14 protein-coding genes are annotated in these 14,258 nt (G+C 45.6%); 3 read left to right on the plus strand and 11 right to left on the minus strand.

Features of this window, described 5'->3' with window-relative positions:
* Nucleotides 1-390 precede the first annotated feature (390 nt).
* The 4 genes from B5D77_RS20215 to pilM all read right to left on the minus strand — a co-directional run bounded on the left by B5D77_RS20215 (nt 391) and on the right by pilM (nt 5,292).
* Nucleotides 391-2,517, minus strand: coding sequence for a secretin N-terminal domain-containing protein (locus tag B5D77_RS20215; RefSeq protein ID WP_106909525.1), 2,127 nt, complete (start codon nt 2,515-2,517; stop codon nt 391-393).
* A gap of 73 nt (nt 2,518-2,590) precedes the next feature.
* Nucleotides 2,591-3,400 (minus strand): hypothetical protein, encoded by an 810-nt coding sequence (locus B5D77_RS20220; RefSeq protein ID WP_008196681.1) that lies wholly within the window; start codon nt 3,398-3,400, stop codon nt 2,591-2,593.
* A complete protein-coding gene (locus tag B5D77_RS20225) occupies nt 3,397-4,167 on the minus strand; it encodes a PilN domain-containing protein (protein ID WP_008196679.1) in 771 nt (256 codons plus the stop codon). Before B5D77_RS20225 ends, B5D77_RS20220 begins: the two co-directional genes overlap by 4 nt.
* A gap of 9 nt (nt 4,168-4,176) precedes the next feature.
* Nucleotides 4,177-5,292, minus strand: coding sequence for a type IV pilus assembly protein PilM (gene pilM, locus B5D77_RS20230; protein WP_008196678.1), 1,116 nt, complete (start codon nt 5,290-5,292; stop codon nt 4,177-4,179).
* A 937-nt stretch (nt 5,293-6,229) separates the two neighbouring features.
* Between pilM and ilvC the strand changes: the two genes are divergently transcribed.
* Nucleotides 6,230-7,222, plus strand: a complete 993-nt coding sequence (gene ilvC, locus B5D77_RS20240) for a ketol-acid reductoisomerase (protein ID WP_008196674.1) — start codon at nt 6,230-6,232, stop codon at nt 7,220-7,222.
* 103 nt (nt 7,223-7,325) lie between these two features.
* Here the strand turns inward: ilvC and B5D77_RS20245 are convergent, their stop codons facing one another.
* The 3 genes from B5D77_RS20245 to B5D77_RS20255 form a co-directional block, all read right to left on the minus strand.
* A complete protein-coding gene (locus B5D77_RS20245; protein ID WP_008196672.1) occupies nt 7,326-8,114 on the minus strand; it encodes a hypothetical protein in 789 nt (262 codons plus the stop codon).
* A gap of 99 nt (nt 8,115-8,213) precedes the next feature.
* Nucleotides 8,214-8,999, minus strand: a complete 786-nt coding sequence (locus B5D77_RS20250; RefSeq protein WP_008196670.1) for a bifunctional 2-polyprenyl-6-hydroxyphenol methylase/3-demethylubiquinol 3-O-methyltransferase UbiG — start codon at nt 8,997-8,999, stop codon at nt 8,214-8,216.
* A 122-nt stretch (nt 9,000-9,121) separates the two neighbouring features.
* Nucleotides 9,122-9,661 (minus strand): pentapeptide repeat-containing protein, encoded by a 540-nt coding sequence (locus B5D77_RS20255; protein WP_008196668.1) that lies wholly within the window; start codon nt 9,659-9,661, stop codon nt 9,122-9,124.
* Nucleotides 9,662-9,730: 69 nt separating this feature from the next.
* On the opposite strand from B5D77_RS20255, the gene B5D77_RS20260 reads away from it, so the two are divergent.
* The gene (locus B5D77_RS20260) at nt 9,731-10,348 is read left to right on the plus strand and encodes a DedA family protein (protein ID WP_002734739.1); all 618 of its coding nucleotides are present in this window, start codon (nt 9,731-9,733) and stop codon (nt 10,346-10,348) included.
* 57 nt (nt 10,349-10,405) lie between these two features.
* On the opposite strand, the gene B5D77_RS20265 is transcribed toward B5D77_RS20260, so the two are convergent.
* From B5D77_RS20265 to menB, 3 genes are all read right to left on the minus strand, one after another.
* A complete protein-coding gene (locus B5D77_RS20265; protein ID WP_008196662.1) occupies nt 10,406-10,708 on the minus strand; it encodes an RNA-binding protein in 303 nt (100 codons plus the stop codon).
* A 273-nt stretch (nt 10,709-10,981) separates the two neighbouring features.
* A complete protein-coding gene (locus B5D77_RS20270) occupies nt 10,982-11,755 on the minus strand; it encodes a PEP-CTERM sorting domain-containing protein (protein WP_008196640.1) in 774 nt (257 codons plus the stop codon).
* Between the two features lie 283 nt (nt 11,756-12,038).
* Nucleotides 12,039-12,872, minus strand: coding sequence for a 1,4-dihydroxy-2-naphthoyl-CoA synthase (gene menB, locus B5D77_RS20275; RefSeq protein WP_008196637.1), 834 nt, complete (start codon nt 12,870-12,872; stop codon nt 12,039-12,041).
* Between the two features lie 187 nt (nt 12,873-13,059).
* Between menB and B5D77_RS20280 the strand changes: the two genes are divergently transcribed.
* Nucleotides 13,060-13,233 carry a type II toxin-antitoxin system HicB family antitoxin gene (locus tag B5D77_RS20280; protein WP_106909526.1) on the plus strand — a complete coding sequence of 58 codons (174 nt, stop codon included), beginning with the start codon at nt 13,060-13,062 and terminating at the stop codon, nt 13,231-13,233.
* A gap of 55 nt (nt 13,234-13,288) precedes the next feature.
* Here B5D77_RS20280 and B5D77_RS20285 read toward each other — a convergent pair whose 3' ends face one another.
* Nucleotides 13,289-14,239: a glycosyltransferase family 2 protein gene (locus B5D77_RS20285; RefSeq protein ID WP_106909527.1), complete on the minus strand. Its 951-nt coding sequence runs from the start codon at nt 14,237-14,239 to the stop codon at nt 13,289-13,291.
* Between the last annotated feature and the right edge of the window lie 19 nt (nt 14,240-14,258).

Below are 14,258 nucleotides of genomic sequence, written 5' to 3' on the forward strand. Positions count from 1 at the left end.
TCGGGTTTCGTAGCCTCAACCTGACCGACGAATTTACCCCTAGTATGTTTATACGGGGGAAGTGCAGATATTAGACATTCGCATTACATACATAGCGGTAAATGTCAATTAAATTTTACAAATCTATACAAATCAACAGACAATTTATCTGGGGTTTGCTGAATAATGGTAAAAACCTTGTGGGGTGAGACTCTTCGACCTTTTTGTCAATCCAAAAGTACCTGGCATGGGAGTGATCGGGGGAAAATTCAGGGACTTTTTCCCTGAAAATTAGGTAATTGACCCCCTCAAAATCGGTAAAACCCTACACCCCACCTGCCCCCCCGATGTCGGGGGGGTTGGGGGGGCCACACCCTGCCCGCACGAAAAACTTTTTGCCGCAAACCCTAATTACTGTCGCGGTTGTACGGGGAAACCTTGACGCTGAAGCATTTCCGCCGCATCTTGGCCCGGTTGATAGTTGATGCCGAGGGTAGAGGTGGCCGTATCTTCGATGATTTTGGGAGTGAGGAGAATAATCACCTCCGAGCGATCATTGCGATTGGTACGACTGCGGAATAAAGCCCCTAAAATGGGAATATCGCCTAAAACTGGCACTTTTGTCTCAGAACTCTGTTGGCGCTCTTGGATAATCCCGGAAAGAATTAAACTCTGTCCATCCCGGAGACGAATTAAACCAGAAGTTAATTCCCGACGAATCAGAGGGGTAAGGGTGTTGACCGTGAGACCACCGCTATCAAATCGAATTGGAGACCCCGGAGAGGCGATGGTAGGGCTAACCGACAGGGAAATAAAACCGTTATCATCCACCTGATCGACGTTTACCGCTAAAGTTAATCCAGCATCGGCCAGTACAGGGACAGTGGTGCGTTCGCCACTGAGAGGATCTACCTTTGTCTCGACACTTTCTAGCACTTTCTCGGTGAGCTTAACGGTGGCCTGTTGACCTTCCTGCACCACCAGCGAGGGATCAGTAAGAATCTTGGCATTTCCTGTCTGAATTGATGCTTGCAGGGTCATCAGGAATTTTTGGGGATATTGGAATAGGGTCGGGGGTTCGTAGGTGAAGACATCTGGTTTACCAGGTGTAGTGACTCCGGTGATGGGATTGAACGTGGCTGGCTCGCCTGGTGTAAATTCACTCAATCCGGGCTGAAAAGGGTTATTAAAGCGGCCAAAGCTGGGGCGGGTGTAAGGACTTATACTTTGGCTAAATTGATTAAAACCTTGCACAATATTGCTAAAGGGTGCATTCTGAATGTCAAGAAAAGGTTGAATTTCTGCTGTCCCCGTACCCGATATGATATCGAAAATCGGCACAACAGGCTGTGCAAAAGCCCCCGGTTTGCTTACGGTCCCGGCACCTGGTGGGTTCATATTACCAAAGTTCAGCACTGCCGCCCCGTTATCTTGAACGAAGAAACCATCGTTAAACCCGAAGGAAAAACTACTGTTAAAACGGTCTGTATTGAGTAGGTTGATATCGATAACTTTGACATTAACCACCACCTGACGGCGACGGGCATCCAGTTGGGTTAATAGAGATGTGGCAATTTGGACTTGCCGCGCTTCGCCGATTAAATTGATAGAATTAAGGCGATCATCGGCGGCAATTCTTAAACCGGTTAAAAGTAGGGCAGCCCTTGAGCCTTCTGTATTTTGGGGTTTCAGTGCCTCTAGGGTGGCGGGAACATCCCGGCGACCGATGACTCGTCCGGTGAGGGGATCGACGATATCCTCGGTTTTGGTAACTAAACGCTGGTATTCTGCCCCTTGGGTGGCGAGGAAAGTGGCGGCATTAACGGCCTTAACTTGGTTGAGACGCAGGGTGCGGCTAATCAAATTACGAGCGCCTTGGGGTAATTGCGCCCCGACAAAGATAGTTGTCCCCTGACGGTTGGCCTGGAGTCCGGAAATTAACAGCACGGCGTTAAAAATATTTTCCACCGATTCGTTAGTAAATTCCAAGGAAACTGTCTGAGAAGTGGCGTTAGTTTCCCCCTGGGCGCTGGTGAAAACGACGTTATAACCGGCATAGTTAGCAAGGGTCATTAACACTTCTCTAGCGGAAGCTTCCCGCAATAAAACACGAGGTACAGTGATATTACGCTCGAATTTGACCTTTTCGGCACTAGCATCGATGTTAGAGATGGCAATGTCTCCCACCGGTGGGGCGACAGCCCGAGGCAGGGTGGGAACACCGGGGGCTTGGGGTGCGCCCTGAATGATAATTTCGGGGTTGGGGACAAGGGGCGCACTTTGGGCGAGCAGTTTTTCCCTGGCTAAAATGCGATCGCTGATTTCCTTTTCTACGGCCGCACTGGAAGGGACAAGCTGATTTGGCGATTTTTGTAAATTTTCTTGACTAAGCCCTTGGGAAAATTCAATTTTTGATGTATCCGATTTTAATTCTGAACCATGGAAGGATTCTGGGGTTGCGGCCAGGGCGCTCAGGGGAGCCATCAATAAAAACGAGGCAATTTGGGGGATAAACAGGGCATAACGGGACGGATTCACTTTAACTTCACTCCTCAACGATTAGGGGATTCAACGGACAAAAAACGCAATACTCACACCGGATTGAAGACTATTATGGGGACGGACTAGCGGGGGGTTTACCTTTGGCGGGGGGTTTACCTTTGGCGGGGGGTTTACCTTCAGCAGCTGGGGGTGGTACTAATTTCGCCAGTTCTTTGGCACTGAGAGGAATAATCACATCGAGAAGAAAAGTCGTGGTCACGGGTTGATCCGGTTCGGGGACGATAGTGGCTTTATTGTTACCGGTACTAACCACTTTAACCGCCGCTCCTTGCTTTTCCATCTGGGTATTGAGACTGTTTAGCAAAATCAGTGGCTGTAATCTTTCTAAATCCCGAATCACCTCTTGAGTGTTAGTATAGTTCCCCTCCATCTTGACGTTAAAAGTTTGACGTTTGAGCTTATTATTAGCCGCACTACCGAGGGAACCATCGGAGACCACCACCGGCTCTAGTCGTTGGGGTTGAAAACTAATCAGCTTAACATTGCGAGACTTAAAGATATTACTAATATCTAAGAGAATAGTGCTTAAGTCCTTTTCTTTAGCAAAAAGCGACAGTATTTGCCCTTTAATAGCTTCTTTTTCTTGCAACTGACTCTCTATTTTTTGGAATTCTGCGGCACTGAGACCGGTTTTTTGTTGATCTACCTGTTGTTGTTTGTCGGCTGCATCGTTTTGCAACTGTTGCAAGGCATTATAAGCAGGCATCACCCAGTTAAAAAGCAGATAGAAAGAGCCAAGTAAACCCACCACAGCGACAGCGATGCCACTATTGCGGGGAGTAAAAGTTATCCCGAAAGCGACGGGATACTCGTCAAATTCCTCTAATTCCCGATCCTCAAATTCTTCGGTAAAGGTCATGGTTGAATGGCTCCTTGGCGTTTGAGAGTATTAATCCTAGTGATAACTCCGATCGCTCCATTCCTGGCGAGATTGGGCAGTTGTTCAGTGGTGGGACTATCACTTAATTGGGCGATGATCACAAATTGAACCACTTGGGGGAAAGTAACATTAATATTTTTGTACTGATTGTCCACCTCTACGGGTAAATCGGCCAGGGCAGCACTTTCGATCACCGTTTGCCTACCCTGTAAAAAAGGAGAAGCTTGTAGGGTTAAGAGATAATCATTGACTGCTTCGTAATTACTGGCAAAACCACTGATTTTTAAGCGCGTAGCCAGATTCGGTTGCCCTTGATTGCGGACTGAGGGAAACTCCACCTGTTGCACACTGGTTAGCTGGACAGTAGGGGGAGTTTGTTGACGAATTTCTTGGAGAATGGCTGACCAAGGCCTAATCTGATTAAATACACCTACCAGAGCTTTATTGTCTCCTTCCACCGCCTTTAATTGCGCTCTCAGGTCTTCTAGCTTTTTACTTTGGACTTGCAGTTGACCTAATTCCCTGTCCAGTTGCTGAATTTTGGCCTGAGTTTCGCTGGTTTGCCAACCGACGATTAAACCGAGTGATCCCGTCAGTGCCAATAATCCGGCCCCCACTCCCACACCGATCAACAGGGGTGTTTGTTTACGCAGATTAATAGTGGTGGAAATCTTGGCCGCAGCGGTTTCTTTGCCCGTTTGGTTAAGATGGCGATCCTTAAGAAAATTAACGTCAAGACTATACATAATTTTTCTCTATAACTCCCGTAATCCTAAACCGAGAACTGTTCCTAATCCTGGTCTTTCGGTATTAGGAATCTCTTGAGTTGTGTCTAAGTTCAGTGATGCGATCGGATCGATGGCCATGGTGGGGACGCTGAGACGTTGAGTAAAATATTCGTCTAGTTGTGCTAAACCGCCCCCGGGACCGGCTAAAAGTAACTGGACGATTTCCAGTTCATCACTTTGGTTAAGATAGAAATTAATCGATCGCCGCAATTCATCGGTTAATTCCCCTAAAACCCGCATCAGTGCCGTCATCCCGGCGTTAGTAGCCGCTCCGGAAGTGCCGGTATTGCTGCTCAGACTATCAAAGGCAGTAATCGGGATTGTCATACCCAAAAGCACCTCAGGACTGCGGGAGGTGGGCAAATTCATCGCCCTAGAGAGGGCATTTTGTAGCTGGAAAGTGCCAATGGGGACAGTGCGGGAAAATTGGGGAACGCCGTCCACCACGATGGCAATTTCCGTGTTATCAAATTCTATATCAACAATAACGGCAGCTTCATTGGAACTAAACTGTCGCAAATGTTCGCGAATCGTCCGAATTAGGGCAAAACTATTAATTTCTAGCACATCTACCTGTAATCCCGCCTGTTGGAAGGTTTCCATATAGGCATCGGTAATCTCCCGACGAGTGGCTACCAGCAAAACCTGCACTTTTTCGATCCCGTCTTCATCCTGAAAGTAGCCCAGTTTTTGGTAGTCGAGATCCACTTCCTCGCGAGGATAGGGAAGGTATAAACTAGCCTCATGATTTAAGACCAGATCGCGCAATTCCTGATCGTCCAATTCCGAGGGAATCGGGATAATCCGGATAATTGACTCGCGCATCGGCACACCAGTGGCGACTCGTTTGCTGTTAATTTTATTTTCCTTGAGGACTTCTTGGATTAATTCCGCTAAAGCGGGAGAATCGACGATTTTTCCCGCCTCAAAGATGCCTTCCGGGATATCCGACCAGCAATATTTAACTAATTGATAATTTTGTCCCTGTTTGGCGATCTGAGCGACGTTAATCCGTTCTGGGGTAATCTCTAACCCAACACCTTGATTTTTTTTTGTCAATAGCTTCTTTAAAAAACTTACCATAGATTTTCTGGGGCAGACCTAAGGGGATTGGTGATTAACAAAGCCAATAATTTTTTGACCTGATTTTATCTAGGGTCGATCAAGGCAGTAAATCAGTCTATAAACGATCCTAACTGGGTAAATCAGCCAGAAAAGGTGAAAATCGAGGAGGAGAGCCGCTATTTCTGCACTAATATTAACCCGATTATCTCTGTTCCGATCGAGGTTAATCTTAACTGGATAGGAGAAGGGGAAGTGCTTAATGATAGTGATATTGTAATCAATTTTGCTGAAAGAACCAAGTCCACGTCAAAATTTTGCCATCATACCCCCCCTTTCCCTAGGGCTGATTCATTCTCCGAATCTAATTCTTTGGTTCTTCTGGTTTCTGTGTGGAAACGAGGTCTATACTGATAGAATATCTGCCAAATAGCGATTAAAGTCTTGCCCGATAAGCATTTCACCTTACATAAGCAAAAATTATCACACAAAGTCGAGAAGAGCCATTCTCTTCTTTATTTTTGCTACCTTTAATCGCTTATGAGGCAAGCAAAGCACGGCGTTTTTAAAAATTTTCAGATATATATTTCCGAGAAATCGACTAAAAACGTTGTCAGATAAGGATTTGAGAGAATGACATTTGAGAGAATGAAACGACCCTACCCCTTCTCCACACCCTGACTGGAAAGAGGTGTCGGGTGTGGGGTGTGGGGTGTAGGGAAAGAAACCTCTTTCATCTGTGGGGGTGAAAATTTTTTCATCGGGACTGCCTCCAGGAAAAACTTTTTCGGCAAATCCCTGGTTAGATTAGCCAATTATCTCGAGAAAATTGCCATTTTTCTAGGCACTATTTTTTCCTGACTCCTGGAAACCGGCGATCAAATGCTTCTGACGAGCGTGATTTTCCCGTATAATTAGGAGTTTGCACAGTGACAAAAGAAGTTAAGGAGCGAGTTCAATGGCACGAATGTACTATGACGAGGATGCCAATTTAGATTTATTAGCGGGAAAAACGATCGCTATTATTGGTTATGGTTCCCAGGGTCATGCCCACGCATTAAATCTCAAGGATAGTGGCGTTAATGTGATTGTTGGTCTATATCCAGGCAGTAAATCGGCCATCAAAGCCAAAGAAGCCGGTATTCCGGTTTATGATGTGGCCGAAGCCGCTAAAATTGCCGACTGGATCATGATCCTCTTACCGGATGAAGTGCAGAAAACGATTTATCTCAACGAAATTGCTCCCAATTTAAGCGCAGGCAAGGTGTTATCTTTTGCCCACGGCTTTAATATTCATTTTGGTCAAGTGGTTCCCCCGGCTAACGTCGATGTGGTTATGGTCGCCCCCAAAGGACCGGGCCATCTCGTCCGTCGCACCTACGAACAAGGTCAAGGAGTCCCCTGTTTATTTGCCGTCTATCAAGATGCTACCGGGCAAGCACGCGATCGGGCGATGGCCTACGCTAAAGGTATCGGTGGCGCTCGGGCCGGGGTTTTGGAAACCACTTTCCGCGAGGAAACAGAAACCGACCTTTTTGGCGAACAAGCAGTATTATGCGGCGGTTTAAGCGCTCTAATTAAAGCCGGCTTTGAAACCCTCGTAGAAGCCGGTTATCAGCCCGAATTAGCCTATTTTGAGTGTTTACACGAAGTGAAACTGATCGTCGATCTGATCGTCGAGGGCGGTTTGGCCAAAATGCGCGATAGTATTTCCAATACAGCCGAGTACGGTGACTATACTCGCGGTCCGCGGGTGGTGACGGAAGCGACTAAGGCCGAAATGCGAAAAATCCTCCTGGAAATTCAATCGGGACAATTTGCCAGAGAGTTTGTCCTCGAAAATCAAGCAGGTAAACCGGGGTTCACCGCTATGCGTCGTCAAGAAGCAGAACATTCCATCGAAGAAGTCGGCCAAGATCTGCGGGCGATGATGAGTTGGCTAAAACGCTAGTTCTCTTTTTTTTCCCTGGAGGTTGGGACGCAACCAGGCAATTCTTGCCCTTGCGTCCCTCCCGACACCCGATCCCCCAATCCCCAAAAGGAAAACTTCCTATTTAGTAGATCGCCTCCCGTGATTTGACCAGACCGATCGCCCGTAAACCGGCAATGACACCACAACCGATCACCATACCGACAAAGGAACGAATCAGATTTTCTACGGGAATGATCGGAATTAAAGCGATCCAGACTTCTTCGGGCCAGTTAAAAATCGAGTAGGTAATGGCCACGGCCCCTAAATGGGAGAGGCCGCTGGCGGTCCAAGTCCCCCCAAAAATTCCCGCCGCTACTAGGGCAAAATTGCTACCTTTGATCCAATGGGTAAACAGAGTCCGGGTTGGTAGGATAAATAATACCAAGGCCGACCAATCGACGAAAGCCCCAGCGATAAAGACTCGTGGCGAAATGCCATTCAGTCCGATCGCTCGGTTAGCGTAGATAAACAGGGGAATCAGAAAAATTAACGTTAATCCTAACCACCAATAACGGCGTTTTTTGCCGAAAACCATTGTTCCCGCCACAAAACTAGACAAAATCGCCCCAAAGACCGAAATAGCGGGGATTCCTGCCGTGTAGGGGGCAAGGAAAGCCCCAATTAAAGCCCCGATGCCACTAGCGATCGCCCCAGCGATCGGGCCGAGTAACCAACCCAAAAGGGGAAAAACCGCTTGACTGAGGGGCATACTACCGCCGGAAGCGAGGACAATGGAGAAGGGAATAAAAGAAAGGGTAGTGACAATGGCCGCTAAGACGACAATATAGGCGATCGGAGCCCCATCAATAGCGGCACTACTGACAGCTTCTACTTTGCGTTCTTCCCCTTCGGGGATAATATCTAAGGTCATAAGCTGTTAAGAATTTAAATTGCTTGTTGGGATCAGGCAAGAGGCAAGAGGCAACCCCCCCCGACGTCGGGGGGGGTTGGGGGGGCAGATTTCAGCCTATCAACCTCTGGTTTGATTTTCTTCGGGCAATGCTTGATTTTTTCGATAACAGCGCACGGTAATGTGATAGGGATGAAAAATCTCTAGGAAATCTTTTTGTAGGGTTTGAAAAAAGCTCTCAATAATTTTGGGATCGTCGAGATGAAAGGGATATTCTTGATTAAAACCTTTGAAAAAATACCAGTTAATAATTAGCTTTCCTCCCGGGTTTAACCAGTCATAAAACTTTTTAAGTTGGGCTGTAGGTGAGGGCAAATGCTCGATGACATCTAAACAGATAATCGTGTCAAATTTTAGCTGATCGGGAATTTCTGTATAGAATGAGAGCTTATTAGCATCGAGATTTAATTGCTTGGCACGAAAGCGAACAAATTCATGATGTAGGGGATTAAGATCGCAATAGATCACCTGTTCAACCCTAGAATTCATCGCAGCAGCTAGGGCATGAGTACCGATTCCGCCACCAAAATCTAAGACTTTTCCGCTACCGTAATCATCAATTAATCTCAGGGTTTCCCCGATATATTCTTGACTGGATAAATGCCAAGCGGATAATTCAAATAAATAGGTTTCTTTGACTTTTTCCTGATAGAAATAATCTGGATTTGTCCAAGAAAAGTCTTGATGAGCTAAGGCCGCTAAGGCATCTTTTGCTATGGCTAATTTTGTTTGTAAAATTTCTTGGTCTAATTGTAAAAAGTTTTGTAGATGTGACTCCAAATCAAAGGAATTGCGCTTGAATTCCGCCACCGAGGGGGATGATAGCAGGGAAGAATCTCGATTCATATATAAAGTGAGGCCGGGGAGAATTAACTAAAAAACAGTCTCTTATTATCCCACAATTTGCCCAAATTATACTGGCAAGTTTTCCTTAAAACAGTAGAGCCAGCTTTTGGCCTATCAGCCATTTAGGTTAATCCTGTCCCTTCTAAACAAGCTCGCTCGAAAATTGCCCCCGTGGTTACTGCCGAGGCTAAACTAGCACAAAGAAGATTGGCATCAGTAAAATTTGTTCCCCGTAAAACCGCCCCGAAAAAAATTGCTTCCTCTAAATCGGTGGCCGATAGATCTGCCCCAGACAGATTAGCGCTAGTAAAATCCGCTTGGGTTAAAATCGCCCCGACAAAACTCACTCCCCGGCCATCGACCCCGCGAAAATCCGCCCCGGACAAATCTAGATGATTAAAAACCGCCCCGGCTAAAAAAGCACCGGCCAAACTTGCCCCAGTTATGATCGCATCGAGGAGAATTGCCCCGCGTAAATCGGCATTCCGAAAATCTGCTCCCCTTAAATTTGCTCCTGTCAGGTCAGCACCGCGTAAATTTGCCCGTAAATTCGCCCCTGCTAGGTCTGCACCCGCTAAATCAGCCCCTGCCAAATTCATACCCGCTAAATCTTTTATCTGACCCTGACGAATTGCTAATAAATCAATACTGGGAAAAGTCATCTTCAGCCACGGTTAAACACTGTAAAAATATCTTAGAATATTCGTAAACCTTTGTTAAGAAAGCGCTCCATGTCCCTAGAGCTATTATCCCTAGAAAATATTGAAGAAATCGCCCACCAATACGGATACTGGGCAGTATTTATCGGCATCACCCTCGAAAATACGGGGATTCCCATCCCGGGAGAAACCATCACCATTGTCGGCGGCTTCCTTGCCGGCAGCGGTGATTTAAATTATTGGTTAGTTTTAGTCAGCGCAATTACAGGAGCAGTTTTAGGCGATAATTTTGGCTATTGGCTCGGTCGCGCCGGGGGTTGGCCGTTTTTGTTAAAAGTTGGCAAATTCTTTCGGATTCCCCCCCAAAAACTAGAATTAGCCAAGGATCAATTTAGTAAAAATGCACCCCGGGCGGTCTTTTTCGGTCGCTTCGTCGCCCTGTTAAGAATCTTTGCAGGTCCCATGGCGGGAATTGCCCGAATGCCCTACGGTCGCTTTTTTCTCTGTAATCTTGGTGGGGCGACGGTGTGGGCGACGATTATGGTGACATTATCTTTCTTTTTAGGACGTTTGTTCCCCTTGCACCAGTTAGTTAGTTCTATGGCTCGTTTTGGTATCTTGGCTTTAATTATCGTCCTTGCCTGGACAATCATCCACCCCATCCTTGAGTCACGGAAAACGGCGGTTTAAGGCCAGAAGAGAGCGGTTATTTCCGATAACCGCTTCTGGAATTTTCCAAGAATCTCTTTAACGTTCGCGGCGGCCGAAGTTTTTGCGCTCACCACCGCCACCACCGCCAAAATTATCTTCTTTGGGACGGGCTTTGTTGACCCTCATCTTTCGTCCCATCCATTCGGCCTCGTTCAGAGTTTCGATCGCTTTTGCTTCTTCCTCATCGGAGGACATTTCCACAAAACCAAAACCGCGCATTTTACCAGTTTCCCGATCTACGGGCAAGTAAACGCGAATAACCGTGCCATATTCAGCGAATACATCGTGCAAGTCCTCTTTCGTGACTTCATAAACCAGATTACCAACGTAAATCGTCATGGATTGTCTCCCAAGATCACAGCCATTTTGAGAAGGAGATCGGACACAACCCAGTCAAGGCCATCAGGGAAAAACCGCTTCTGTTTGAAACCAATGCTGCTACCGAACCTAACTACTCTCTTTAAACTAGCATAGCTGATCAGTGGGAGTATGGAGTATTAATAGCATTTTTCTTTATTCGTCGCCCTCCCCCTCTCCCTCTCCCTCTCCCTTTCTGGGAGAGGGAGAGGGCAATTAACCATCTCTGCCATTGCTTGCTTGTGAAAAATCGCGTTAGGCGGCATTATCTTGGGAATCTTTCATCCCTAAAGGCTGAGATTTTTTCTTGAATGTGGCCATGGCACCTCCAAGAGTTAAAATTGCCAACACTGTGCTAGGCTCTGGTATAGCTTGTGAACTGATACCGATACTTATTTCGTTTAAATTAGGTTCAAAGGCTTGTGAAGCGATACCTATACTTCTTGCGTTTAAATTAGGTTCAAAGGCTTGTGAAGCGATACCGATATTTCCTATAACGTTTAAATCAGGTTTAAATACTTGTGAACCAATGCTTTTTCCGTTTAAATTAAGAGAAGCAACAAACCCATCCCCTGCAACTAAACCATCTGTGTCCAATGACAAGGATAAATAGGCAGCTAGTATATCTGAACGGGTAATTTTGAAGTTAAAGGGTACAAAGCCATTGGTTATAGCAAAAGCATTGGAACCAGCTAAGGTCAGATCAATACCATCTGCTGGGATCGCGCCAGGGGGAGTTGTAAATTTAGAAGAGGATTGTGATGACAATTTTTCAAAGAACAATGTAATTATTATCTTCCCCCGAGGAGTCAGAACAATATATATGATCTTGTGAATACGAATTGGTCTCGGTCTTCGAGAATTATCAATTCTGAAACTTAAATCAAAAGTATCGCCAGGCTTAAAAGTAGAGGGCAAAAAGCGAGAAAACTCACTTTCGTAACTGACGATAGCCGCATCTGCTTTGGCACTATTAAGCAATGCTAAACTGACGCCCAATGCAACACCTAATGCAGGGAGTTTTTTCATGCTGATATGAAGTTTTTGTAAGTTGACGTGAAACGATGATAGGTATTTTTACTTGATCTGTCAAGCAATTTTTAGTAAGTTCAATATTTCTGATTGAATATCATTCTATTGATAAGATATATGGCATTGAAATTTTAATAGCAATTTCAGCGAGAAGATAGCCTGCGAGCCTGAATCTGAAGCGGCAGCCAAGCTTTTAGCTATCAGCCGTCAGCTTTTTTCTCCCCAACTTCCCCACTCCCCACTGATCACTGTTTACTGATCACTGTTTACTGCTCACTGATTAGGGTAGCCAAGGATATTGACTAAAATCGGGGGGACGTTTTTCCAGGAAAGCCTGTTTACCTTCGGCTCCTTCGGCGGTCATATAGTAGAGTAAAGTGGCATTGCCCGCTAACTCCTGTAAACCCGCTTGACCATCACAATCAGCATTAAAAGCCGATTTTAGGCAGCGAATCGCCAAGGGACTTTTTTCGAGGATTTCTAGAGACCATTTAATCCCCTCCTGCTCTAATTCCTCTACCGGGACGACATGGTTAACCAAACCCATTTCTAAAGCTTGTTGGGCGTTATACTGCCGACAAAGAAACCAAATCTCGCGAGCTTTTTTCTGACCCACTACCCGGGCCAGATAACTAGAGCCAAAACCGCCGTCAAAACTACCCACTTTCGGACCGGTCTGACCAAAAACGGCGTTATCCGCTGCTAAGGTTAAATCACAAACCAAGTGTAAAACATGACCGCCCCCGACCGCATAACCCGCCACCAGCGCGATAACTACCTTGGGGATGGAGCGAATTAATTTCTGTAAATCCAGCACATTGAGCCGGGGTACGCCATCATCGCCAATATAACCCGCCTGACCGCGCACCGTCTGATCGCCGCCAGAACAAAAAGCATATTTGCCGTCGTTGTGGGGACCAGCACCCGTGAGCAATACTACCCCAATGCGGGCATCCTCGCGAGCATCACAGAAAGCGTCGTAAAGCTCAAAAACTGTCTTCGGACGGAAGGCATTACGCTTATGGGGGCGATTGATGGTAATTTTGGCGATTCCCCCCCATTTATGGTAAAGAATATCCTCGTAGGTTTTGACGGATTGCCATTCAACGCTCATAGTCTCGGTTATAGGCACAGCTTTTTTACCTTACCTCATTTTGTCCCCCACTTTGAAGCCTGGAGCGCCCGAAGAGGGGAATGGATAGTTGACCGACAAGGTTTAAAGCTGATTCTCTTATTGATATTTTCTGAGTATTGATTGAAAATATATTGATACTATTTGCTAACTTTAAAGAGCTACAAATATGAGTACAATTAATAAAACTAAGCTTGAATCATTAGAGTTTTATTTGGAATTAAAATATCCAATAACAATTTATCCTTATGATGACGAGGGATATGTATCAGAAATTAAGGATATTCCAGGATGTTTCACTCAGGGAGAAACCCTAGAGGAAACCTTAATCAGTAAACAGTAATCAGTGAACTGAAAACTTACATCTGATAACCGATAACTGATAACTGATAACTGAATTAAAGCCATTCGATTTCTTTAGCTTTTTCGGGTAATTTAGCCGTGGACTGTCCTTGGCTGCGGGACTGAAACCCAATTAAATCGAGGGGAGTAGCCAATAAATCTACTATATCAGCCTTGCCAAACAGTAACTTGAGGGTATTTTTTGGTAGATCTTTTAATAACCAACGACCGAGACTAAAAAATAACTGTTGATTGGTTAAAGGTCGCATCAATTCGACCCCGTGCAATTCGTGAAGATAGCGATTTGATCGTCCGTAACGTTTTAATTGACTTCTTAAGTCCTCTAGGGTGGAACGATGACGATGATAAATAATTGCCTCCGGTGCGTAGGTTAATTGCCAGTCGGTTTGTTGTTGAATCCGCCAACAGATATCGGCATCACCACCAGTAGTTAAATAAGGACGAAATAAACCAACTTTTTGAAAAGCTTCTCGACGAATAGCGAGGTTAGCAGTTTGACCATAGGGACAAAAAGAATGTTCTAAAAGAAATTTTGGTGACATAAATTGACGACGTTCTGCATACTTTTCCAACCAAGTGGAACCAGTTAAGGCGGCAATTTCTCCCGCTACCAGACCGATTCTATTATCTTTAAAGGGTTGAACCAGTTCTGTCAACCATTGGGGTGCGGGACGACAATCGGCATCGGTGAAGGCCAGAAAAGGATAACGAGCGCTTTTGATCCCTTTGTTACGCGCGGCGTAGGAGCTTTGTATGTGATTTTCGCTTAAAATGATCAGGTTGAGTACCCGGTGTTCTTCTGCTGCCTTTCCTAATAATTCTGCCGTGCGATCGCTACTATTATTATCAACTAAAATATATTCAACTAATTGACGGGGATAGGTCTGTTTGGCTAAACAATCGATGAGAGGGGGTAGATCTTTTTCTCCGTTATAAATTGGCACGATCACGGATACTTCGGGTAAGAACTGTAAGGTAGTTGACATCGTTGGAGTCCAATAGGCG

The organism is Microcystis sp. MC19, from assembly GCF_003019735.1.
Lineage (GTDB): Bacteria > Cyanobacteriota > Cyanobacteriia > Cyanobacteriales > Microcystaceae > Microcystis.

Bases quoted from the DNA above. Each gene is read 5' to 3' on its own strand.
- B5D77_RS20225 (WP_008196679.1), bottom strand. From the start codon at position 4,167: ATGTATAGTCTTGACGTTAATTTTCTTAAGGATCGCCATCTTAACCAA.
- B5D77_RS20260 (WP_002734739.1), top strand. From the start codon at position 9,731: ATGTCCCTAGAGCTATTATCCCTAGAAAATATTGAAGAAATCGCCCAC.
- menB (WP_008196637.1), bottom strand. From the start codon at position 12,872: ATGAGCGTTGAATGGCAATCCGTCAAAACCTACGAGGATATTCTTTAC.
- B5D77_RS20250 (WP_008196670.1), bottom strand. From the start codon at position 8,999: ATGAATCGAGATTCTTCCCTGCTATCATCCCCCTCGGTGGCGGAATTC.
- pilM (WP_008196678.1), bottom strand. From the start codon at position 5,292: ATGGTAAGTTTTTTAAAGAAGCTATTGACAAAAAAAAATCAAGGTGTT.
- B5D77_RS20255 (WP_008196668.1), bottom strand. From the start codon at position 9,661: ATGACTTTTCCCAGTATTGATTTATTAGCAATTCGTCAGGGTCAGATA.
- B5D77_RS20270 (WP_008196640.1), bottom strand. From the start codon at position 11,755: ATGAAAAAACTCCCTGCATTAGGTGTTGCATTGGGCGTCAGTTTAGCA.
- B5D77_RS20245 (WP_008196672.1), bottom strand. From the start codon at position 8,114: ATGACCTTAGATATTATCCCCGAAGGGGAAGAACGCAAAGTAGAAGCT.
- B5D77_RS20280 (WP_106909526.1), top strand. From the start codon at position 13,060: ATGAGTACAATTAATAAAACTAAGCTTGAATCATTAGAGTTTTATTTG.
- B5D77_RS20265 (WP_008196662.1), bottom strand. From the start codon at position 10,708: ATGACGATTTACGTTGGTAATCTGGTTTATGAAGTCACGAAAGAGGAC.
- ilvC (WP_008196674.1), top strand. From the start codon at position 6,230: ATGGCACGAATGTACTATGACGAGGATGCCAATTTAGATTTATTAGCG.
- B5D77_RS20220 (WP_008196681.1), bottom strand. From the start codon at position 3,400: ATGACCTTTACCGAAGAATTTGAGGATCGGGAATTAGAGGAATTTGAC.
- B5D77_RS20285 (WP_106909527.1), bottom strand. From the start codon at position 14,239: ATGTCAACTACCTTACAGTTCTTACCCGAAGTATCCGTGATCGTGCCA.